We start from the raw sequence: 18,109 nt of genomic DNA on the forward strand, positions 1-18,109 counted from the left end.
CCTCAGACGCAGGGCAAGATCGAGCGCTGGCACCAGACGCTCAAGAACCGCATCCTGCTCGAACATGCCTACCTGCCCGGCGAACTCGAGGCGCGTGTGGCCGCCTTCGTGGAGCACTACAACCATGTTCGGGCTCACGAGAGCCTGGGCAACCTCACCCCTGCCGACGTCTACTTCGGTCGCGGAGAGGCCATCTTGCGTGAACGGGCGCAGATCAAACGCCAGACCCTCATGGACCGCCGCTTGCGCCATCACGCGCAGGCTGCCTAACCTCTCAATCCAGATGGACCAGAGCCTCCGTTCCTGAGCTTCCCGACTCGTCTCAAATCATCTGACGACGGACACTCTATCGCTACGGCCCGAGCCGGGACGCGCCGCGGTGGCGTTGGGCCACGCCGGGGAGCGCCGTGGCGGCCGTGCTGTGGCTGTCCGCCTCGCTGCTGTTCTCCTGGTACGTGTCGAACTTCGGCAGCTACAACAAAACTTACGGGTCGCTAGGAGCGGCCGTCGGCTTCATGACCTGGATCTGGATCTCGACGATCATCGTGCTGCTGGGCGCTCAGGTGAACGCCGAGATGGAGCACCAAACCGCCGAGGACACGACTGTGGGCGAGCCCCAGCCCCTCGGCGCGCGGGGAGCAAAGATGGCCGACAGCGTCGGTGCTGCGGCGGAGTGAGCCGCTACCGAGTGATGCCCTGCGACCGCAGCATAGAGACGGCGGCTTTTGAGGTCAGGGTAGGGGCAAGCGCTTGAACTGGGTGACCCCACCGTCGGGGCTGCTACTGACATCGATACGGCGGGGCACTCACCCCGCCGCACATAGATCAATCGTCCGCTCTCAATCCGGATCAATCATCGTCGTCATCCTCGCGACGGAGGCGCTCCTCACGGCGGAGCGGATCGCGTCGCCCGTCGCGGAACTCCTCACGACGCTCCTCGCGACGGATCTCGTCCCGGTCGCGCTCCCGCGGCGAGCGCGGATCAACTCTCACGCCACCGGGCCCAACGTCGATGCTTTGTGCAGCTGCCGGAAGAGCTGGAACGCTGAGTAGTCCGGCTGCGATCAGCGCGCCTGCGAGGAGATGCTTCACGGTTGTCCTCCCGTATAAGAGCAGACAACAATCTCGGCAGGTAGCTGTTCCGAACAGCGTATAGCCCAGCGTTTGAACTGGACATTCGTCAGGACAGAAGCATGTGCGGCAGCGGCCAATTAACTATGCCGCATCAGGCTAAGGGTCGAACGGACTTGGCCTCCTCCCGTTCGCTCTTGGGAAGCCCTGCCGTGACCTCAACACGCGGCGAGGGTTTTTCCCGTTCGGCCCAGGTTCTCTGCCGCCGACCAGTGGCTGTAATGTTCAACAGCGGTCAGCATCCTTTCCGCTCCCGAAACCGGGTTCCGTTCCAACGCTGACGGGCCACAAGCCTCGCTTTTACGCTCAAGCTTCGTATCCTGGCGGGCGTCGACAAAGCGTTGCGCGTGAGGGGCCATGACCATCAAGATGAAGACCGCCTGCCTTGGGCTATCCGTTTTTGCTCTGGCCTCTCCGGCGCTCTCACAGGGCACGCCCGAGCAGCAACAAGCCTGCACACCCGACGCCATGAGCCTCTGTCAGAACTACATTCCTGACGCCGGGCGGGTTAGGGCGTGTCTGCTGAGCAGGAGGGCGAGCTTGAGTCCAGCCTGCCGTGCGGCAATAGCAGCGGGTGAGCCTAAGTCGTCCGCGCCACGCAAGCGGCGGCGCAGGCACTCGTAAGCACCAGCGCGCTCCGCTTGGTCGACGAACGTCGCGGCGGCCGCCTCTTTTTTTATAGGCGGGAATTTGGTCGGCGCACACGGTGGTGCTCTGGCGACCGATGCATGTGCCTGATGGCGCCGATCCACCTACGGCTCGATCTCACGGGCGATCCGACCCAAAGCGCGGCATAGCCGAAGTGTCTGGGTCAGCTCGTTCGTCCGGCCACCATGCCGGTAGTTGCCGTTCGCCTTTCCCACCGGCGCGCCGCCACCAGCACCGTGCATCCGGCAGACCCGATACCCTCGCACGGCCGGAGCACGACAGGGCTGGCCTGACCGCTTCGAGCGCGCCGTGCAGCGCGCGGCCAAGTGCATGGGGTTGACGCTACTTTCCATGGTCACCCTCTCCCCCGGCCGAGGAGGTGGTCACCGAGCCGACAATCGCCTGCCCGCCGGCTTCGACGGTGACCCGCTCGACCCGGACTACCTGCTGCCCGGTGCTGCGGTAGCGCTTCAACGCCTCCATCTGCGTGGTGAACGTGCGCATCAATTTGTTGAGCGCGCGCTCTGCACCCTCCTGCTGAGGCAGGTTCTCCACGTGCGCGAGCCGCCTCGCGAAGGTCATGCTCGCCATGTGAACGGCCGCCATCTGCGCCCCGAGCATCGCCTCGACCTCATCGCGCGGTTCGATGCCGTTGATGACGGACAGCACGAAGTTCGTGTCAGCCTCGCTGACCTCCTGCCCTTGGCTGGCGGCGTTCATCACCTGCTTGAGAAGGCCATGCATGAACTCGGGACTGACCGTTCCAAGCGCGCCCATGAGGGTGAAGAGGCCGGTCGCGAGGTCGGGGTGGTCCGGGCGCACGCTGGCGCCGGTTTCGCCTTTGGATCTTTTGATGCGAGCCGGTGGCCGCCGGGCAGTACGCTCCCTGTAGCGGTTCATAGCGGCCGTCTCAGCCGGTGTTGGTTTGTAGGGCTGCGCCACCGCCGTGCGTGGTTTCTCGTTGGTCATGCTGCTGCGAGCCATTCCTTCAGGTTCGCTGCCGCCCTGGGACTTAACCCGAAGCGGCCCTTGAGTGCGTTGGAGAGCTGGGGAGGGCTGACGCCAATTTGATGAGCGACGTCCTCCCGCTGCAGCAACCGAACCCGCTGGGCTTCATGCACGGCTTGGATCACCTCGGGAGGCATGCGACCGCCCGTGTACGCGTCGATAACCGAATGTGCGGCGGCTCCGAGGGTCAGCGTCTCCTCGAAGAGGTCGGGGTGCCTAAAACCTCTCCCCTCCGGTAGCGGTGGCGGAAGCGGTTCAGCGGTACGAACGATCTTCGGGATACTCCTGGGCGAATGCCCGTCAGCGCCGACGCTACGGATCGGGCTGGCCTTCCTCGCTGGACCCAGAGCGGTCTGTTCTGAAGTGTGAGACTGGCCCGTCCGGGGCTGTAGGTACTTCGTACCTGCTGCCGATGAATTAGTCTCACGGTCCCGGATTTGGGCGGGGAGGGTGCCTGCCTTCTGCATCCGGTAGAACTTCGCCCGGCTCATCCCGAGCGCGTCCCACGGCTTCAGTTGCGCCTTCGATTGCTCCCGCGGTCGGGCTCCCTTTGCGGCTCGCCGAGCCTTCGCCAGCTCGGCCTCCCGCTTCCGCTGGTACTTGTTGAACTGCTGGCGGGTCATGTCGGCTGGGCGGATCCGCGTGAGCCTCAACCGCTCGCGTTCGTTTACCGAGAGGCGCAGCAGGTTTCCTAGCTCCTGCGCTGACCATAGGCGCTTGCGGATGTTGCGCCCTCGGGCTTCGGCGATGCAGGTGCGGATCGCACTAAGGCCCAGACGCGGGACGGCTCCTGCGGTCCACTCCGCAACACGTTGTTCCAGATCCTCGGCCTCGAACCCGCCCGCCTTGATGATGAGCCAGGGGACAGCGGCGCGCAGGTAGGCTTCGCTGTCGTCGGTATCGCACGGCCCACGGTGGCGATATTGGATGAGGGTGCCGATCTCGCTGAGGGTCTGACGGTCGCCTGTCCAGTTCGAGCGCTTGTTGCGGCGGCGCCGGATCTTCCGTTCAAGAGCAACTGCCTGTGACTGCGCACGAGCCCGCTTCACCGCCTCAGCGTCGCTGCGGTCAAAGATATCGAACATCCGAGGAGGCTCAGTATCCCAGCGGCCCATCAAGCAGCCTCTAGGTCTAGGCTGAGTTGCATGGGTTTCCGGGACCGAGAGGCCAGCCGTGGGGGTAGTTTTTCGTCTAGGATCCGGCGCGTGTGGTTGATGAGCTGCACGAGGGTGTCGTGATCGCGGAACCCACGCTCAAACCAAAGATAGGCCCCGATATCTTCATCTGGGACCACGATACCACCGTGTGCGTCGCTGCGATGGCCGAGAACGTCGGCGGCAGTCTGAGCAATCGAACAGGCTAGGGCGTCGAGCACGGCTATCCCTGGAGAGGTTACCTGCTAATCTGGGGCCGGAACCGCAAAGCTCAAGATGCGTACCCTGAATTACACTCCAGATCAGAGTAAGACGCTGTTGCGTGTTGATCCACGAGCTGGCGCTGACCCGTTCCCAGTCTGTATTGTGCGCGACCGCTCTGCTGAAGCGAGAAGGATTAATCTCGTAAGGCTGTAGGCGTGTAGATGGCCAGGGCGGCAATCCCTGATGTGTTGGTGGGCTGGGTGGGAGCATAGCTTCGCCTACTGGAGACGAAGCCTGCGACCTGACGTGCCGGAGCCTGCCGTACTGGTCACATAGATCGATGGACGAAACCCTGTCGGGCAGGCCGGGGTCAGGCGGTCGGCCTTTACTCGCCGCTTCACCTCTGCCGAGGTCTGACGCGGAGCGAACCGGGCGCGCATTGATCCGCGCTGCGGTTGTCTGCGGGTGAGGGGCTACCCCATTCCCGCTCCTGCGGCGGAGATCCGCCGCTTGCTGCCGGTGCCCTCCGGACGATGACATGGTCTCCCGGATCTGGCCTGACTAGCCACCCGGACCATGGCTCCGCAGGGGAGCTGGCTATGCCAGCGTAACTGTACGAGTTCCAGTTTTGTTCCTATCGCTCCGGCTAGTCTGGATGGAGTGGGCGCAGTAGGCTGCCGAGGGTCATCAGAAATCGGCGCCGCTGACGCTCTACGAGCACGCGCTGAGGACGGTGCAGAGCAACTCGGTGGCCATCCGCCCCACGACGAGACACGAGAAGCCCGGGCAGCCTCTGGGCTTATCTTGGTGGGAGTTCGGCCGGTGATCCCCGCGTCCGAAGCCTGGGGCCCGTTCCGCCTCGACATCGACAGTCCGAGCGCACGGCGCGCCTCCGCTGCCTACGCGCCGTCGTGCACCTGTCGACAGGCCACACGAGGTGGAGGTGGAGAGCCGCAGCCGAGGCGCTGCCTGTTAGGTTAGATATCCACGCTCGCCGCGCCCGCTTCAGCCGCCTGCCTCACAGTGGCTCCCTCCCGCAGCGCCATGGCTATCGCGGTCGACGTGGTGTCGACGGCAAGTGCGCGATCCTCTCCGTAATCGTAGGGGCTGTTCTCGCCGGAACTCAGCCTTGCGTGGTAGTTGTCGGGGAAGCTCCTATCCATCCGCGTCCTCAGCATGTTTGTGGCGGCATGATAGTCGTCTTCGAAGTTTCTGGCCTTTGTCTCAGTTTCGCCCACGTAAACCCCCGCCTCTTTCTCTTTAGCCATAGCGGAGCTTCTTCGCTCATCTCCGCTGCCGAGAAAGAAATGGACAATCTTGGAGATCAGCCAACTGATGACGTGCATCGGGGGATCCTTAGCGAGCAGCGGCGGACGCGCCCTGTCGTAGAAGACAACGCATCCCGACGGACTTCGGGCGTCGAGGTGTTGTCATTCCTTGCCGAGCTGCGAGCACGGCTCCGATCCCTGCGCCAGACCGGCCACCTCCAGACCGGCCCGCGCGATGCCGCTCTGTGCCAGCTCCTCGCCCAGGCTGAGACGGACCCGACCGCGCTGGAGCCCGCGATCCGCGCCCTCGATGCGCTGGCTGCCAATGACCGCCGCCAGATCCTGGCGAGCTACGCCGCGTTGAATAGACTTGCAGCCTGAGGGGGAGCCGCCATGCCCCGCGATCCCTTCGACATCGTGTGCGACCTCATCGAGCGGTACGTCTCGGCCGAGGAGGCGGCGCCACCCGCGGTCAGCATCATCTCGGCTCTCGCCGTTCTCGCCTCCACCAACAATGCGCCGGCGCCGGCCGCGCGTTCCGACGCGCTGCGCAGGCTCAGGGAGGCCGCGACGTGGTTCGACGGCTCCCCCGCCCAGGTCACCGCTTTGATCAACGGGATCGCGGCGATGGATCCGATCAACCGTGTCCGCCGCAAAGCTGTGCTCACCGCAGCGTGGGCCGATCTTCTCGCTGAATGAAAGGAGCTGCTATGTCCCGCCGCGCGCCCGAGCGCCGCCGTCCCGGTCCCGATCTCGACGACGAGACCGACCTGACCGAGCCCGCCCGCCACGAGCTGGTGGCCCAGGCCGCGCTGATCTTCGGCGAGGAGGCCGCCCGCGAGTTGGCGGGGCACCCCGGCGTGCCGTTCGAGGCGTGCCAGCTGGAGCCAAGCGCATGACCGCCGCCAGCATCCTCGCCCTCGTCGAGAGCATCGAGCGCCACGGCGTGGAGGCTCCGGCAGCCCTCGCCTTCCGGAGTGCCCTCACCCGCAAGGGGCGCGAGGCGCACGCGGCCGGCGGGCCCGCAACCCTCGACGCCATACAGCGCGAGATCGCGGCCGCAGACCCTCGCCGTGCCAAGACCCGCGCTGCCATCCTGGCCGCAGCATGGTCCGGCATCACGGAGCGCGGCTGATGGCACTCACTGCGGCGGTGACGCTGGAGTTTCGGGACGATGCGAGCCGCGTCCAGCATCACGCCGCGGTTGCGGCGCTTCGGAAACTCGCCGAAGCTGCCCGTCTGTTGATGGCCGGCAGCGAACACGTCGATGGCGACCCCACCTGACGTAGTGATGAGATGGCCCCGTCCTACACCACAGACGATGTCGCCAAGCACATGCTGACGATGGCTTCGCCCTACCCTCACGCCAGCGATGGTGCGACGAATTTCCGGGCGCTCTACGCAGAGGTGAGAAAGGTCTTTTCAGGCCTCACCTCCCACGACTTCACTGACGCTTTTGATCGATGCATCGACATGAGGCGGGCCGCGGGTAATCGCCCGGCGAGCTGAGGGCGCTCGCGATCTGAGTATGCACCCTTCGGAACGCCTACGTGAAATTTCATAGCAAGTGCTATATATCATCACGGGACGGCCGACCTGGCTGTTCCCTGACTGATCTTAACAGCCAGCCTGACCGCGAGTGTTGATGATGCGAGGCGACGGAAAACCGTTTGAGGAAGGCCGGTCTGGGAACCCTGCGGGGCGGCCCAAGGGCTCGCGCAACCGTGCGACCCAGGCCCTTGAGAAGATCCTCGACGGCGATGCCGAGGCGATCCTCAACAAGGCCGTGGAAATGGCGAAGGACGGAGATCCAGTCGCACTCCGGTTGTGTCTCGACCGGTTAATCCCGGTGCGGAAGGATCGGCCGATCACCTTCACCCTTCCGGAGATCGAGACCACGGCCAATCTGACCAAGGCGACCCGCGCGCTGATGCAGGGCGTGGCGGACGGCGAGATCACCCCGAGCGAGGCGGCCGAATTGTCGAAGCTCGTCGATGCGCACGTGAAGGCTATTGAGGCCGTGGCTTTCGCCGGGCGCCTCGCCGCCCTGGAGCAGGCCACAGGCGACAAGGGAGGACGGCGATGACACCACGCGCAATGGACAGGCTGGCCCGGCTGGAGGCGAACACGATCTCGCCCACGACCGGCAAGCACCTCATCTTCCGGGTCGAGGCACCGCACGGGACCCGGGTCGGCGAGATCGTCACCTTCCTGAAGGACCGGGGGCACGCCATCCATGAGGACGACGACGTGTTCGTGATGAACGTCGGAGCCTGCGGGATGACCGAGGATGAGCCACCGCACGACCTGTCGCCTGCCCTTCTGACGGAGGAGGCGCGCTCAGCGGCTCCGGCGGCCGGACGCTGGCCGAAGAACTGCGAGCGCTTCACGTTTCGCCTGGAGAGCCCACGGGGGCTGCAATGACGCCGAAGCTGATGGACAGGCTCTCCCGCCTGGAGGCCGTGCGGGCGGCCCAGGATGGCTCAGGAGCCGTGTCGCCCGAATTGGTGCGTGTGTGTGTGGGCTCCGTGCTGTCGCTATCGCGCTGGGCGGCTATCCTCGCCCACGTAGATCCGCCCCGTCTTACCTTGAGGACACCTTCGGCGACGGTTTTGCGCGCGGGCTCGGCTACGCCGACCACAACGACATGGAGGCCCGTGCCGAGGTTGAGCCCGACGACTGGCAGCGGCGGATAGAACAGGCACACGCCGCCCTGTGCGAGCGCTATGAGGCTGACGGCTGCCCTGATCCTGAACAGCGCGGCTCCCGGCTGATGTGCGCGGCCCTCGATGAATGGGCTGGCGCCAAGTCCCAAAACCCCGACTGGTCGGAGCACGACGACAGCGACCGCCTCGCCCATGCGCTGACCTTCTACGGCGTGCGGGCTGAGTCCTTGGAGGCGTACCGATGACCCCGAACCTGATGGCGCGGCTCGCCCGTCTTGAGGGGCAGGCAGCTCCGCCCCCTGCCCTCGCGAACGCATTCACCCCCGGCATCCGGCTGCTGTGGCTGCTCCTGGCCGTGCACGCGGGTGGTCTCCAGCCCCACGAGGCCATTGCGGAAGGCACCGCGCGGGCGCTTGGCTACGATCAGGCCACGGCTATGCGGGCTGCGATGCAGTCCGAGGGGACCGCCTTCATCGAGTGGAATTCCCGGCACAGCGTGGCGGTCGCGGCTCTCCTCAACGAGCGGGGTGGTGGTGTCTCGGCGGGGATGGGGAACAACGAGACGGCGATCCGATCCCTGGTGTCAGACATGCCCGAGGAGTTCAGGTCGGCCCCCAGGATCGACGATGCGGAAGGGGCCATCCGGCTCGCGGCGGAGTGGCTGAGCCTGTGACGACCCCGATCCTGAGTAAGCGCCTAGCAGCGCTGGAGGCGGTCCGAACTGCGGCGCCCGTTCGGTTCACGCCCGAGCACGCGGCTGAAGCCGCCCGGTGCTACGGGGCGTCTCTGCACGAGCCGGAGGAGCCGGACCCGCGTGCTGTGGCCTACTGGGCGACGGCGACTGTGCAGCAGCTTGCCTCGGATTACGCCGAAATGTGCCGGGGCGCTGCGGCGCCTTGGACATGAGCCCGCTGCGCCGACGCCTGACAGCGGGCTGCGCTGGGACGAAGGCCACCCTCAATAACAGCATGCTGTGCCTCACCGGTCCGGAGCTGACGGCCGATGAGTGGGCAGTGAGGTTCGTCACTGAGCACTGAGTCGCGGTGTCCAGCTCGGGGCGGCCTAGGCTCAGTGAGCCAGTGGCGCGTCACATAGCCATGTCACTGCGGCTTCGGTTCGGCGCCCAGGGACTGCGCCGGCGCTGCTGGCACGGGCTGGTCTGAGAGCCGCTTGCGGCCGCTTGCTAGTTGGCTTTGAAGGTCTGCCAGTTCTTGCCGTGCCGACTGTACCTGCCTGTCGAGGTCGGCCAGTTCCTTGTTTCGTCTAGCCAAGCTGTCGCTCAGCGTGGAGAGCTGCGCCTGGGCGTCAGCCTCCCGCTTCTGCAGAGCCGTTAGTTCGGCGCTCAACCCGTCCCGGGTATCCTGAAGCTTCTTGACCGCAGCTTCGGTCTGAGTGCGCTCAGCGGCGATACGATCCCGATCCGCCTGAGCGGTGGCCTCGTCTTTCTGCGCAGAGGCGAGGCTGTCCCGTGCCTGTTGGAGCTGCTGGCCGGTTCGGTCGACGTCTGCCGCCAGCTTGTCTCTGCTCGCACTCAGGCCGCTGATGGCCTGCTCAAGGTCGGCGCGCTGCTTGGATGCCTTCTCGGCCTCGGCCTTCGCGTCCGAGAGGGCCTTCTGCGCGGCTGCAGCCCCCTCGCGGGCCGTCTGCTGGCTCTGCTCGGCTTTCGCGAGTTCAGCCGTCTTGGCGGCGCTCTCCTGTGTCAAGGCTGCGAGGTCGCTGCGCAGCTTGGCCTCCTGCTGGCGTGCCTCCTCCAGCCGCGCGCCGACACTTGCCAGATCCTGAGTGCGGGCTTTAGCGGCCTGATCGGCCTTGTCCGCCGCCTCGCGCAGTGGCGCGATCTTCTGCTCGGCTTGCTGAACCTGGGTCTGCAGCTCGCCTAAGCGCTGTGTTTGCGCCTGCTGCTCCTTCGTGGCCTCACTCGTCTTCTGCTCGGCCGCCTGCTGCTCTTGGCGCAGCGTCGCGAGTCGAGCCTGCGCCTCCTCGGCGTCTTGAGCGGCCTGCCGCCCCTGCTGTTCCGTCCTGGCGATCTTAGCCTGCAAGGCTGATAGCGTGCCGGTGGCCAGCTGCTGTTGAGTAAGCTCGTCTTGCAGCCTGACCTGTTCCGTCTGGAGCAAGCTGATCTGCTGCTCGAAGGCTCTGCGGTTCTTGGCATGGACGGCGGTGACGATGAGCAGCCAGATCAGCAGCACGGCTGCTAGGACGGCGAGGCTGAAGGCTACGGGGCGGCGGAGTTCCGACTGGATATCGATTGCCATGGTTCACCCGCGCGTCGCCAAGGATGCGGGGCTCAACGCAAGAGCGCTGCGAATAGGTCCTGTCACGACGAGTCAACGACCAGGTCGACGCCCTTGGCCTCATCGGTCAGCTGCTCGACAAGGTCTGGACCCCACCGGCGCCGAAGCCCGCGAACGACGGCTTTCCGGATGACCGCTACGGCAAGCGCCGCCTCCGCACGATCCAGCCGCAGCGTGGGTCGGTCTCGGCGCAGTGAACCGGTAGCGCGGTGCAATCTCAAGATGCGCATCTCATCACCGATAGCATTCAATTATCGACGGCTATCAATCTCCTGTATTTTATGTCGCGATTGCGTTTTAGATCCTGACAGCAGAATGTGCCGCCTTTCTAAAGCGCAGGTGCAACGTGAACCAAAACGTAGAAACAAACGGCACTGAGCCTGTCGACTACATCGCGTTGACGTCCGACATTGTCTCCGCCTACGTGTCGAAAAATCCTGTCCGGCCTGCCGACATACCGGGGCTGCTTAGCGGCGTTCACGCCGCTCTCGCCGCGCTCGGTCAAGGTGATGCAGCCAGCGCTCCGGCGGTCGAGAAGCCCACACCCACGCAGATCCGGAAATCGATCACCCACGACGCGCTGATCAGCTTCGAGGACGGCAGGCCCTACAAGACCCTGCGTCGTCACCTGACGATCAGGGATCTCACGCCCGAAGCCTACCGCGAGAAATGGGGCCTCCCGCGCGACTACCCGATGACTGCGGTCGGCTACTCCGAGCAACGCTCGGCGCTCGCCCTGTCCTTTGGGCTAGGGAAGCAGCGCAAGTAGGCGCCCCCGAAGGCTGCTGCCCGTAAGTTATCGATTGTTGGACAGCAGCACGGATGACGTTGCTCCGTCCCACGCTACGACGGCGTCTGGGGCGGTCCCGCTCTCACTAACGAGCGGGCCAATCAAGCGCTTCCTGATTGCGCCGCGGCAGAGATGACTTTGCCGGGCGGTAACTCCTCATCTCTCGCGTCGAGGGCGGCTAGAACGAAGAAAGCCGCCCTGAGGCGGCTTTTCCGGTGTCGGACTGGTGAAGGCCCGCGGCCCTCCGCCGATCCCTTAGTTGAAGGTGTCGATCTCAGCCGACTCGTAGCTGGTGACTTCCATGCCGACGCAAACTTCCTGAACGACGGGGGCGGACCAAGCCATAGTGTTTCTCCCAGTTAATCTTCATAAGAAGATCGTAAGAATTTGAAGTTGCGGCGCAACTTCTATCTCGCAACACTGCCTGAAGGGCTTTAACAAATCAATCTATGGGTTTTATCGGAATTTCCACCCCTATTTTTCTCATGCAGGCCTCTCGCGCCCGGTGCAGCCTTCAACCGCGGGGCGACTGGGACAGGGCGCCTTTCGCGGCTCTCCGGAATAGGTGTCCTAGCGCCGGCTCTGATGTGCAGCGCATTGCGGCTCGTGAGCCCGAGATATCGGAGCCTCCAGGCAGTTTTTTTCTGGTCCGGATTTGTGGTTGTGATTATCGCGCCGATGGCGTACAGATGATAAATCGACTTTTGGCCAGATATTCGGCCGTATCGCCTGAACAGGGCGAGCGCTCTGCATCTCTCCCATTTTCGACAATCAGCGACCGAGCGCGTGCGGTGCATGCGTTCGACCTATTTTCTTGCCTAATATGATATGGAATACCTATGAGCATCGGCACCGTTAAGTGGTTCAACGACACCAAGGGCTTCGGCTTCATCCAGCCGGATGACGGTGGCAAGGACGTGTTCGTCCACATCTCCGCCGTCGAGCGCGCCGGCATGCGCAACCTGATCGAGGGTCAGAAGATCTCCTACGAGATGGAGTCCGACCGCCGCACTGGTAAGCAGTCCGCCGGCCAGCTCCAGGCTGCTTGAGCCTCGCTCATCTGCCTCTGACGAGTTTCGAAGCCGTTCCCTTGGGAGCGGCTTCATCTGTTTCTCGCCACCCTGGCTGAGCCGTGGTGCGCATAAGGAATGTACGTGGGTCAATTCAAAACCAACCAGCTCGTTGATCGTCTTGAGGCGACCGCCAAAGCGCGGCAGGCCACACTCGCCCGCTTCCGGGCACGCCCCGCAGCCGATGATCCGGTCGTCCTCGCACGGCAGGCTGCACAGCGCGCTGTCGTTCAGGCGCGAGACGTGCGGATCGCCGAGCGGGAAATCGCCCGTCTGGCAGCCGAGGCTGAGCGCGAAGCTGAAGCCCTTGTTGCAAGGGAGCGTGCTGCAGCGGAACTCGTCCGCCAAGCTGCCGAGAAGGCGGAACGGCAGGCTGCACTCGCTGCCGAGCAGAAGGCCGCACGTGACGCACGCTTTGCAGCGCGGAAGGCCAAGGTGAAGGCCCGGCGGTAGGCCAGCCCCGGCCCGCAAAGCGTTATTACTGGAGGACGAGAGATGTCTCACAAGTTCAAGATCGGTCAAAACGTCCGGCAGATCGGGACCACCTACGCCGGCAACAAGAGTAGCGTCGTCGATGGCCTCTTTGAGGTGGTTCGACTTATGCCGGACGACCGATCAGGCGAGCCCTGCTATCGGATTAAATCCCCAAGCGGTGAGCGCGCTGTGCGAGAAGACGAACTCGTTCGTGCCTCCTGAACGGTTTTAGACGAGCGGGATCTTGTGGTGGTCAAAAGCTACAGAAACCCGCTCCCCGAGTGCCCCTTGAAGGCGTTCGCCCGGCGGATATAGCCGACGACGGTCCGCGGATCCCGGTGGCCGGACTGATCCATGATGCGGGCGACATCGGCACGTTGCTGCCGTGCTAGCACCGTAGCTCCGTGCGCTCGTGCCGACATACTAGTCTACACCCCTAGGAACCTCGCCGAGCTTTCCGAGGGCCGGGCGTGCAGATAGCGCCCTGTCGTCGCCACTGAGGCGTGCCCCAGCGTGGCCTGCACGAGATGGATTGGCGCGCCGCGGTCGAGGCTGTGCGACGCATGGGCGTGCCGGAGCCAATGCGCCGAGACCTCGGCCGGCAGGCCAGCGCGAGCGGCGGCGGCCTTCACGACCCGGTGGACCGCGCTCGGGTCGAGCGCCCCACCCTTCCGCGACCGGAACACGGGTGCATCGGCCGGCGCATCACCCCGGAGTGCTGTGAGCACCGTCCAGGTCGCGGCCGAGAGCAGGACCGCACGGGTCTTTCCGCCCTTGCCGAACACGGTCGCCTGCCCGGCCTCATCCCGGGCCGCGAGATCCCGCCAGCGCAGGCCGCAGACCTCCGAGATGCGCAGGCCGCCCCCGTAGAGCACGGTCAGCAGCACGCGGTTTCGCAAGCTCGGCTCCTGCCGGATCATCAGCAGCGCGTCGGCCTCGGCCATGATCCGCTCGGCGAGCGTGTTCTTGATCGGCGGCACCTTCACGGCCGCGCCGATGTTGAACCGCAGGTAGCCGACCTCTTGAGCGAAGGCGAACAGGCTCTTGAGTGCGGCGGCGGTTAGCGCGACCGTGGCCGAGGAGCCGGGCCGGCTGGCGATGTAGTCCTGCAGGTCACCCATCCGGACCGAGCCGAGCGGCTTGCCGATATGCGACAGGAAGCGCCGGGCCTCGCGCTCGTAGTTCCGGCGTGTGTTCGGGCTCGAGGACCGGGCTAGCCACAGCCGGACCATCTGCGCGTCGTCATCGGCCTGCGCGGGCAGCGGGGCCTCGATGGGGGTGATGACGGCCGGCAGCGCGGACATCGCGATCAGTCCCAATCCTGGCTGTCGAGGGTGCACTCGCCCTGCATGTGCCGCGCGATGGCCGTCATGGCGTCGTTGAGCGTCGCATGGAAAGTCGGGACGGCCCGCAAGCCGCCGCTCAGCTCGGGCTTGATCTCGAACCCGGTCGCGAGACCGGACAGCTCGATTGCGCCGAGCGGGCGGCCGAGCCGGTCCTTCAGGCTCCACGAAGTGCCTGCTGACCCGGTCGGCGTCACGACGACATCCATGGCATCCCCCGAACGCAAGATAACAGATCTTGTCTTGCGTTCAGAACGATGCCACAACGCCAGCGCCGCAGCAAGCGACGAAGCTACGGCGCTAGCACGATACGCCGCTGCGCCCGAACGATGACACGACGCTGGTTCAATAAATGAATACCTAGGCAGCAGCGCAGCGGTTAACGGCGCTTTCACGCTTCGGCCGCACGGTGATCGCGAGACACGGGAGCATGGGCGTTGCACGCCATCGCAGCATCTATCATTGCCGGGGCAGTGATCGTCGCCGGTTCACACGCCTACTTCGTGCGCTACGATTTCGCCGAAGGCGGCAGTTCTGCCAGTTTTCGGGTCTATGATCGCTGGACGCGTGGCATCGCATCCTGTGTTCACATCCCAAGCCACAAGGCGATGGATGGGGCTGATGTCGAGTGTTCGACTTGGGGCCCGCTTGTCGGAGGCCAGCCGTGAGAGTTGTTGCCTTCACCAGCCGAAAGGGCGGCAGCGGCAAGAGCACGTTGTGCGCGCACCTATCCGTCTATGCCGATAAGCCGGATGCGCCGGCACTCCTGATCGATACCGATCCGCAGGGCAGCCTCGCCCTCTGGCACGAGCTACGCCAGGCCGAGACCCCTGTCTTAGTGAAATGCGAGGCGCGCGACTTGCCCGACACCATTGAGGCGGCGCGCAAGGACGGTGTTGGATGGTGCTTCGTCGACACCCCGCCACACAACACCGCAGACATCGCCGCCGCCATGCGTGTAGCCGACCTCGCTATCATCCCGTTCCGACCGGCGGTGTTCGACATCGCTGCCGTCGCCGCGACGCTCGAGATGGCTCGGGCGATCAACAAGCCGACGCTCCCGGTCATTAACTCGGCACCGCCTCGGCGAGGCGTCCAGACTGCGCACGTCGTGACCGAGGCCCGGGACGCGCTGTTCGCGATGAACGCGACCCCGTGGGCCGGCCAGATCACAACCCGGGCCGCATTCGCCCATGCGCTCGCCAGCGGTCAGGCGGTCGGCGAGTTCGAGCCCGGCAGCGCCGCGGCCAGCGAGGTTTCGGAGCTGTGGCAGGAGACGCGTCGCGCGCTCGGCATCAAGGGGTCGAAGAAGTGAGCAAGAAGCCGTCGTTCGCCAATCTCGGAGCCAGGCTCGCCCCAAAGGCCAACGAGCCAGTTACTGCCGCGCCACTCGCCGTGATGGAGAGCGCCGCGCAGGCCGAGACCGCCACGGCGAAGGCGCCGCGTGGTAAGCGTCAGCCAGACGGTCGCCGTGGGATCCTAGTGCGCGCAAGGCCCGAGGCGTGGAAGGCCCTTAAGCTAGTTGCCTTGGACCGCGAGGTGACGCTGCAAGATGTGATGACAGAGGCCATCAACGACGTGCTCGCGAAGTACGGCAAGCCGCCGGTGGCGTAACGCCGGCAGCGCCGTGCATCGTCACGACAGCATTTCACTATCGGCATGCACTCGCACGGTCATGCGGCCGTGCCGCGCTAATTTGCTAGCACCATAGCGTGCTACGACAATGCGGCGATGCCTATTTACGGCTCTGCCAGCCGTGTAGCGGTCGGGATGTGAGCGAGCCGGGCGAGCTGCGAGAGTGCGGCCGCCCGGCAGTCTCAGTGCCTTTCCCCTCAGCTACGTAGCTTCTGCGGAGCAGGCCGCGAAGTTGCACCTTGGCAGGAACGGAGTACCGCACCGGCGGTTTCCGCCGCGATGACCAACCACGCCGTCCTTGCCGGTTCAGTCCTCGCCGGCGTGGCGCTCTGGGCAGCTGTCTACACCGCCCTGCTGCCGAAGCATGCGCCCGCTCTCCCCATCGCGCGCGAAGTGAGCGCGGTCAGGAGCGCCCCCCCTGCCGACCTTGAACAGGAGGCTATTGGTCCAAGGCGCTGGGCCGACCTACCCCGCCAAGAGCCCAAGCCGTCCATCGTCTCGCCAGCCAACGTCCAGGCTCATTCTGCGACAGACCTGCCGGACGCGCGTCAGCCTCGGGATCATCACCGGACACTGCGCCGGTTCCATCAGATCCGCAGGACAGCCCTTCCGGATGTCTTCATCGAGCACCGCTTCGTCCGCGAGCGAGCCTATGCGCCACGCCGAGGCCGCGCGCGGATGCGTTTCAGGCGCATCCAGGAGCCGATCCAGTTCAGCTTGGCCACGCGCTCTTCGTCCTGAACGCCATCCCAAACACTCACCCGCAGCCGCGCTGTTGGTCACGTGTGCCGAGACGAAGCGGCTCCTGGCGTTGCCGCGCACGATCAGTCACTCGCAGCCCTGCTCTCCCAGATTTCCTTGCACTGCGGCCTGAGGTTCTCTGCTGCGCTCGGCACGCCAGATCGAGCGGCGGTATGAGGCGGCCGAGAGATGGATGCCGAACTGCGTGGCGGCCTCGGTAAGGGTCACCCCCGCCTCGAAGGCAGCGTTGAGGGCGGCGATGCCCGCCTCGGTCAAACGCCCGTCCTGGCGCTTAAGGGCAGCATCCCCGGATTTCGCGGTCTCCTGCTCAATGAGCGTGATCAGGCGCTCGGCGCGCTCGGCCTGCTTGCGGGCAGCATCCTCCAGAGCGCGAGCGCCAAGAGTTATGGCTCTGAGTTCGGAAAGGGTGACGGCGTCCATGCTTCGTACTCCTGACGTGCGATGCCTATCACCACGCGCACGATGATGGACGGGGCAGGGGAGGCGCGATAGCTCTCCGGCATGGCCAAAGAGATACCCAGCGTCGGCGACCTGCGCCGGAAGTCCGAGGTGACGGGCGACGAGATCGCGGCGGCCACGGCGGCCCGACGATATCAGGGCTAACAGGGTTGGTGTGACCATGAGCCGACCACCTTCGGTCCGTGCCCGCATCCTCAACGCTCTTGCCGACGAGCCCATGAGCACTCTGCAGCTCGCCGAGCGGGCTGGCATCACGGCGCGGCGGCGAGGTGAGGTCGTCAAACTGGCGTGCGACGTCCTAGAGGATGAAGGTCTGATCGAGCGAGTGGACGGCCGACGTCATCCGAAGTGGCGCAGGCCGACCCGCTCGACAGCCGGAGTGTGCATGAACACGGCTTCTCCGCCGTCGTCGGTCTGGATGGCGCCGGGCCTCGATGAGCGCTTAGCACGCGAGCTGGTCCAGGGCCTCGTTCAGTCAGCCATCGCCCGAGCGGCCGATCCAGCCGCGCGCCTTCGAGAGTTTCGCACGCTGCAGGAAGCCGCAATGGCGACGTCGCAAGACCCCTCCGTTGCCGAAGCTGCCGAGCGGCTCGTCCGTGCGGTTGACCTCACGCTGCAAGAGCTGGCCGCAGTGAAGTCGTAGGCCGACCGGGCCAATGGCGCAGATGCGCCTTGGTCAAGTCACTGTGAGACGCAGCCGCCGTACATGCGCTCAGTGCCGTCCGCCCCCAGCACCCGGCTTCAGCGCCCGCTCGACGGCCTCCATCGCGCTCTCATGCGCCTTCGCCTCGCTGCGATGCGGGCGGTCGGAGCGCTCGCTCAGCTTGCCACTCTTGCGGATCGCCCACTGGAAGTGGCCCTCCGGCTTGGCGAGCGGCGAGACCTCGATGGAGTAGGGATGCGGAACGTCTGACATCTCTACGCTATGCCAGCCCTGTCCCAAGAACGCCAGCAACCGGCTCGACCCTGCGCCCGGTTCAAGGACTGGCGGCGGTCGCCTCGACATGTCACCTCGCGGGCATGACGATCTCAGACCCCCAGACCTGCGAAGTGAAGATCGAGGGCGAGTGGCGCCACGTCAGCCTCGCAGAGGCCGTGAGCCGCTATGCGGTGGCCGTGAAGCGCTGCCCGGCCTGCCATGGACGGGTGTCGATCAATGGTGCCTACAGCGGCCCTGCCCTTCGAAGGACGATGACGCATCGG

At 65.3% G+C, this 18,109-nt stretch carries 31 protein-coding genes and 1 pseudogene; 22 read left to right on the forward strand and 10 right to left on the reverse strand.

Features of this window, described 5'->3' with window-relative positions:
- Both BM396_RS28415 and BM396_RS28420 read left to right on the forward strand, forming a co-directional pair.
- Positions 1-270, forward strand: a 270-nt coding sequence (locus tag BM396_RS28415) for an integrase core domain-containing protein (RefSeq protein ID WP_139239562.1), incomplete at its 5' end; no start/stop codon positions are given.
- Positions 271-344: 74 nt separating this feature from the next.
- A pseudogene (locus BM396_RS28420) lies at positions 345-677 on the forward strand (YihY/virulence factor BrkB family protein); the annotation flags it as partial.
- Positions 678-849: 172 nt separating this feature from the next.
- On the opposite strand, the gene BM396_RS28425 reads toward BM396_RS28420, so the two are convergent.
- Positions 850-1,092, reverse strand: a complete 243-nt coding sequence (locus BM396_RS28425) for a hypothetical protein (protein WP_081948849.1) — start codon at positions 1,090-1,092, stop codon at positions 850-852.
- A gap of 396 nt (positions 1,093-1,488) precedes the next feature.
- Between BM396_RS28425 and BM396_RS33550 the strand changes: the two genes are divergently transcribed.
- The gene (locus BM396_RS33550) at positions 1,489-1,755 is read left to right on the forward strand and encodes a hypothetical protein (RefSeq protein WP_081948851.1); all 267 of its coding nucleotides are present in this window, start codon (positions 1,489-1,491) and stop codon (positions 1,753-1,755) included.
- A 366-nt stretch (positions 1,756-2,121) separates the two neighbouring features.
- Here the strand turns inward: BM396_RS33550 and BM396_RS28435 are convergent, their stop codons facing one another.
- Both BM396_RS28435 and BM396_RS28440 read right to left on the reverse strand, forming a co-directional pair.
- Positions 2,122-2,748, reverse strand: a complete 627-nt coding sequence (locus tag BM396_RS28435; RefSeq protein WP_139239563.1) for a hypothetical protein — start codon at positions 2,746-2,748, stop codon at positions 2,122-2,124.
- Positions 2,745-3,872, reverse strand: coding sequence for a hypothetical protein (locus BM396_RS28440; protein ID WP_043388112.1), 1,128 nt, complete (start codon positions 3,870-3,872; stop codon positions 2,745-2,747). Before BM396_RS28440 ends, BM396_RS28435 begins: the two co-directional genes overlap by 4 nt.
- 122 nt (positions 3,873-3,994) lie before the next feature.
- Here BM396_RS28440 and BM396_RS33035 point away from each other — a divergent pair, with 122 nt between their 5' ends.
- The gene (locus BM396_RS33035) at positions 3,995-4,150 is read left to right on the forward strand and encodes a hypothetical protein (RefSeq protein WP_158713322.1); all 156 of its coding nucleotides are present in this window, start codon (positions 3,995-3,997) and stop codon (positions 4,148-4,150) included.
- Positions 4,151-5,122: 972 nt separating this feature from the next.
- Here BM396_RS33035 and BM396_RS28445 read toward each other — a convergent pair.
- Positions 5,123-5,491: a hypothetical protein gene (locus tag BM396_RS28445; protein WP_043388114.1), complete on the reverse strand. Its 369-nt coding sequence runs from the start codon at positions 5,489-5,491 to the stop codon at positions 5,123-5,125.
- Positions 5,492-5,569: 78 nt separating this feature from the next.
- Here BM396_RS28445 and BM396_RS28450 point away from each other — a divergent pair, with 78 nt between their 5' ends.
- The 9 genes from BM396_RS28450 to BM396_RS28490 all read left to right on the forward strand — a co-directional run bounded on the left by BM396_RS28450 (position 5,570) and on the right by BM396_RS28490 (position 8,752).
- Positions 5,570-5,794, forward strand: a complete 225-nt coding sequence (locus BM396_RS28450; RefSeq protein WP_043388115.1) for a hypothetical protein — start codon at positions 5,570-5,572, stop codon at positions 5,792-5,794.
- A gap of 12 nt (positions 5,795-5,806) precedes the next feature.
- The gene (locus BM396_RS28455) at positions 5,807-6,112 is read left to right on the forward strand and encodes a hypothetical protein (RefSeq protein ID WP_043388117.1); all 306 of its coding nucleotides are present in this window, start codon (positions 5,807-5,809) and stop codon (positions 6,110-6,112) included.
- Positions 6,109-6,312, forward strand: coding sequence for a hypothetical protein (locus tag BM396_RS28460; RefSeq protein ID WP_139239564.1), 204 nt, complete (start codon positions 6,109-6,111; stop codon positions 6,310-6,312). The genes BM396_RS28455 and BM396_RS28460 overlap by 4 nt, the downstream gene beginning before the upstream one ends.
- Positions 6,309-6,548 carry a hypothetical protein gene (locus tag BM396_RS28465; protein WP_051976320.1) on the forward strand — a complete coding sequence of 80 codons (240 nt, stop codon included), beginning with the start codon at positions 6,309-6,311 and terminating at the stop codon, positions 6,546-6,548. The genes BM396_RS28460 and BM396_RS28465 overlap by 4 nt, the downstream gene beginning before the upstream one ends.
- Entirely contained in the window at positions 6,548-6,697 is a 150-nt protein-coding gene (locus BM396_RS33040) for a hypothetical protein (RefSeq protein WP_158713323.1), read from the forward strand. The genes BM396_RS28465 and BM396_RS33040 overlap by 1 nt, the downstream gene beginning before the upstream one ends.
- A 361-nt stretch (positions 6,698-7,058) precedes the next feature.
- Entirely contained in the window at positions 7,059-7,499 is a 441-nt protein-coding gene (locus tag BM396_RS28475) for a DUF5681 domain-containing protein (protein ID WP_348273031.1), read from the forward strand.
- Positions 7,496-7,837 (forward strand): hypothetical protein, encoded by a 342-nt coding sequence (locus tag BM396_RS28480; RefSeq protein ID WP_139239565.1) that lies wholly within the window; start codon positions 7,496-7,498, stop codon positions 7,835-7,837. Before BM396_RS28475 ends, BM396_RS28480 begins: the two co-directional genes overlap by 4 nt.
- 223 nt (positions 7,838-8,060) lie before the next feature.
- Entirely contained in the window at positions 8,061-8,324 is a 264-nt protein-coding gene (locus tag BM396_RS28485; RefSeq protein ID WP_043388124.1) for a hypothetical protein, read from the forward strand.
- A complete protein-coding gene (locus BM396_RS28490; RefSeq protein ID WP_043388125.1) occupies positions 8,321-8,752 on the forward strand; it encodes a hypothetical protein in 432 nt (143 codons plus the stop codon). Before BM396_RS28485 ends, BM396_RS28490 begins: the two co-directional genes overlap by 4 nt.
- A gap of 427 nt (positions 8,753-9,179) precedes the next feature.
- Here BM396_RS28490 and BM396_RS28495 read toward each other — a convergent pair whose 3' ends face one another.
- Positions 9,180-10,334: a coiled-coil domain-containing protein gene (locus tag BM396_RS28495; protein WP_091995225.1), complete on the reverse strand. Its 1,155-nt coding sequence runs from the start codon at positions 10,332-10,334 to the stop codon at positions 9,180-9,182.
- A 385-nt stretch (positions 10,335-10,719) separates the two neighbouring features.
- On the opposite strand from BM396_RS28495, the gene BM396_RS28500 reads away from it, so the two are divergent.
- The gene (locus BM396_RS28500; RefSeq protein WP_043388522.1) at positions 10,720-11,142 is read left to right on the forward strand and encodes a Ros/MucR family transcriptional regulator; all 423 of its coding nucleotides are present in this window, start codon (positions 10,720-10,722) and stop codon (positions 11,140-11,142) included.
- 276 nt (positions 11,143-11,418) lie between these two features.
- Here BM396_RS28500 and pqqA read toward each other — a convergent pair whose 3' ends face one another.
- Positions 11,419-11,508 (reverse strand): pyrroloquinoline quinone precursor peptide PqqA, encoded by a 90-nt coding sequence (gene pqqA / locus BM396_RS28505; protein ID WP_043388520.1) that lies wholly within the window; start codon positions 11,506-11,508, stop codon positions 11,419-11,421.
- A gap of 494 nt (positions 11,509-12,002) precedes the next feature.
- Between pqqA and BM396_RS28510 the strand changes: the two genes are divergently transcribed.
- The 3 genes from BM396_RS28510 to BM396_RS33555 all read left to right on the forward strand — a co-directional run bounded on the left by BM396_RS28510 (position 12,003) and on the right by BM396_RS33555 (position 12,929).
- Positions 12,003-12,212 carry a cold-shock protein gene (locus BM396_RS28510; protein ID WP_043388508.1) on the forward strand — a complete coding sequence of 70 codons (210 nt, stop codon included), beginning with the start codon at positions 12,003-12,005 and terminating at the stop codon, positions 12,210-12,212.
- 105 nt (positions 12,213-12,317) lie between these two features.
- A complete protein-coding gene (locus BM396_RS28515; RefSeq protein ID WP_244538986.1) occupies positions 12,318-12,686 on the forward strand; it encodes a DUF6481 family protein in 369 nt (122 codons plus the stop codon).
- 42 nt (positions 12,687-12,728) lie between these two features.
- The gene (locus tag BM396_RS33555) at positions 12,729-12,929 is read left to right on the forward strand and encodes a hypothetical protein (protein WP_081948892.1); all 201 of its coding nucleotides are present in this window, start codon (positions 12,729-12,731) and stop codon (positions 12,927-12,929) included.
- A gap of 206 nt (positions 12,930-13,135) precedes the next feature.
- On the opposite strand, the gene BM396_RS28530 is transcribed toward BM396_RS33555, so the two are convergent.
- A complete protein-coding gene (locus BM396_RS28530) occupies positions 13,136-14,011 on the reverse strand; it encodes a tyrosine-type recombinase/integrase (protein ID WP_043388511.1) in 876 nt (291 codons plus the stop codon).
- Between the two features lie 5 nt (positions 14,012-14,016).
- Positions 14,017-14,259, reverse strand: coding sequence for a hypothetical protein (locus BM396_RS28535; RefSeq protein ID WP_091995228.1), 243 nt, complete (start codon positions 14,257-14,259; stop codon positions 14,017-14,019).
- A 228-nt stretch (positions 14,260-14,487) separates the two neighbouring features.
- On the opposite strand from BM396_RS28535, the gene BM396_RS32400 reads away from it, so the two are divergent.
- The 4 genes from BM396_RS32400 (at position 14,488) to BM396_RS28550 (ending at position 16,426) form a co-directional block, all read left to right on the forward strand.
- Entirely contained in the window at positions 14,488-14,718 is a 231-nt protein-coding gene (locus BM396_RS32400; protein WP_139239566.1) for a hypothetical protein, read from the forward strand.
- Positions 14,715-15,365 (forward strand): ParA family protein, encoded by a 651-nt coding sequence (locus BM396_RS28540; RefSeq protein ID WP_043388373.1) that lies wholly within the window; start codon positions 14,715-14,717, stop codon positions 15,363-15,365. The genes BM396_RS32400 and BM396_RS28540 overlap by 4 nt, the downstream gene beginning before the upstream one ends.
- Positions 15,362-15,664, forward strand: a complete 303-nt coding sequence (locus tag BM396_RS28545) for a ribbon-helix-helix domain-containing protein (protein ID WP_139239567.1) — start codon at positions 15,362-15,364, stop codon at positions 15,662-15,664. Before BM396_RS28540 ends, BM396_RS28545 begins: the two co-directional genes overlap by 4 nt.
- A 300-nt stretch (positions 15,665-15,964) precedes the next feature.
- Positions 15,965-16,426 (forward strand): hypothetical protein, encoded by a 462-nt coding sequence (locus BM396_RS28550; protein ID WP_043388367.1) that lies wholly within the window; start codon positions 15,965-15,967, stop codon positions 16,424-16,426.
- 87 nt (positions 16,427-16,513) lie between these two features.
- Here BM396_RS28550 and BM396_RS28555 read toward each other — a convergent pair whose 3' ends face one another.
- Positions 16,514-16,867 carry a hypothetical protein gene (locus tag BM396_RS28555; protein WP_043388365.1) on the reverse strand — a complete coding sequence of 118 codons (354 nt, stop codon included), beginning with the start codon at positions 16,865-16,867 and terminating at the stop codon, positions 16,514-16,516.
- Positions 16,868-17,123: 256 nt separating this feature from the next.
- On the opposite strand from BM396_RS28555, the gene BM396_RS33560 reads away from it, so the two are divergent.
- Positions 17,124-17,549 (forward strand): hypothetical protein, encoded by a 426-nt coding sequence (locus BM396_RS33560; protein WP_244538987.1) that lies wholly within the window; start codon positions 17,124-17,126, stop codon positions 17,547-17,549.
- A 69-nt stretch (positions 17,550-17,618) separates the two neighbouring features.
- Here BM396_RS33560 and BM396_RS28565 read toward each other — a convergent pair whose 3' ends face one another.
- Entirely contained in the window at positions 17,619-17,822 is a 204-nt protein-coding gene (locus tag BM396_RS28565) for a hypothetical protein (RefSeq protein WP_043388363.1), read from the reverse strand.
- Positions 17,823-18,109: the final 287 nt, after the last annotated feature.

It is taken from the genome of Methylobacterium sp. UNCCL125, from assembly GCF_900116795.1.
Classification (GTDB): Bacteria; Pseudomonadota; Alphaproteobacteria; order Rhizobiales; family Beijerinckiaceae; genus Methylobacterium; species Methylobacterium fujisawaense.

Bases quoted from the DNA above. Each gene is read 5' to 3' on its own strand.
- BM396_RS33550 (WP_081948851.1), top strand. From the start codon at position 1,489: ATGACCATCAAGATGAAGACCGCCTGCCTTGGGCTATCCGTTTTTGCT.
- BM396_RS28435 (WP_139239563.1), bottom strand. From the start codon at position 2,748: ATGACCAACGAGAAACCACGCACGGCGGTGGCGCAGCCCTACAAACCA.
- BM396_RS28440 (WP_043388112.1), bottom strand. From the start codon at position 3,872: ATGTTCGATATCTTTGACCGCAGCGACGCTGAGGCGGTGAAGCGGGCT.
- BM396_RS28445 (WP_043388114.1), bottom strand. From the start codon at position 5,491: ATGCACGTCATCAGTTGGCTGATCTCCAAGATTGTCCATTTCTTTCTC.
- BM396_RS28455 (WP_043388117.1), top strand. From the start codon at position 5,807: ATGCCCCGCGATCCCTTCGACATCGTGTGCGACCTCATCGAGCGGTAC.
- BM396_RS28460 (WP_139239564.1), top strand. From the start codon at position 6,109: ATGAAAGGAGCTGCTATGTCCCGCCGCGCGCCCGAGCGCCGCCGTCCC.
- BM396_RS28465 (WP_051976320.1), top strand. From the start codon at position 6,309: ATGACCGCCGCCAGCATCCTCGCCCTCGTCGAGAGCATCGAGCGCCAC.
- BM396_RS33040 (WP_158713323.1), top strand. From the start codon at position 6,548: ATGGCACTCACTGCGGCGGTGACGCTGGAGTTTCGGGACGATGCGAGC.
- BM396_RS28475 (WP_348273031.1), top strand. From the start codon at position 7,059: ATGATGCGAGGCGACGGAAAACCGTTTGAGGAAGGCCGGTCTGGGAAC.
- BM396_RS28480 (WP_139239565.1), top strand. From the start codon at position 7,496: ATGACACCACGCGCAATGGACAGGCTGGCCCGGCTGGAGGCGAACACG.
- BM396_RS28485 (WP_043388124.1), top strand. From the start codon at position 8,061: ATGGAGGCCCGTGCCGAGGTTGAGCCCGACGACTGGCAGCGGCGGATA.
- BM396_RS28490 (WP_043388125.1), top strand. From the start codon at position 8,321: ATGACCCCGAACCTGATGGCGCGGCTCGCCCGTCTTGAGGGGCAGGCA.
- BM396_RS28495 (WP_091995225.1), bottom strand. From the start codon at position 10,334: ATGGCAATCGATATCCAGTCGGAACTCCGCCGCCCCGTAGCCTTCAGC.
- pqqA (WP_043388520.1), bottom strand. From the start codon at position 11,508: ATGGCTTGGTCCGCCCCCGTCGTTCAGGAAGTTTGCGTCGGCATGGAA.
- BM396_RS28510 (WP_043388508.1), top strand. From the start codon at position 12,003: ATGAGCATCGGCACCGTTAAGTGGTTCAACGACACCAAGGGCTTCGGC.
- BM396_RS33555 (WP_081948892.1), top strand. From the start codon at position 12,729: ATGTCTCACAAGTTCAAGATCGGTCAAAACGTCCGGCAGATCGGGACC.
- BM396_RS28530 (WP_043388511.1), bottom strand. From the start codon at position 14,011: ATGTCCGCGCTGCCGGCCGTCATCACCCCCATCGAGGCCCCGCTGCCC.
- BM396_RS28535 (WP_091995228.1), bottom strand. From the start codon at position 14,259: ATGGATGTCGTCGTGACGCCGACCGGGTCAGCAGGCACTTCGTGGAGC.
- BM396_RS28550 (WP_043388367.1), top strand. From the start codon at position 15,965: ATGACCAACCACGCCGTCCTTGCCGGTTCAGTCCTCGCCGGCGTGGCG.
- BM396_RS28555 (WP_043388365.1), bottom strand. From the start codon at position 16,867: ATGGACGCCGTCACCCTTTCCGAACTCAGAGCCATAACTCTTGGCGCT.
- BM396_RS33560 (WP_244538987.1), top strand. From the start codon at position 17,124: ATGAGCACTCTGCAGCTCGCCGAGCGGGCTGGCATCACGGCGCGGCGG.
- BM396_RS28565 (WP_043388363.1), bottom strand. From the start codon at position 17,822: ATGTCAGACGTTCCGCATCCCTACTCCATCGAGGTCTCGCCGCTCGCC.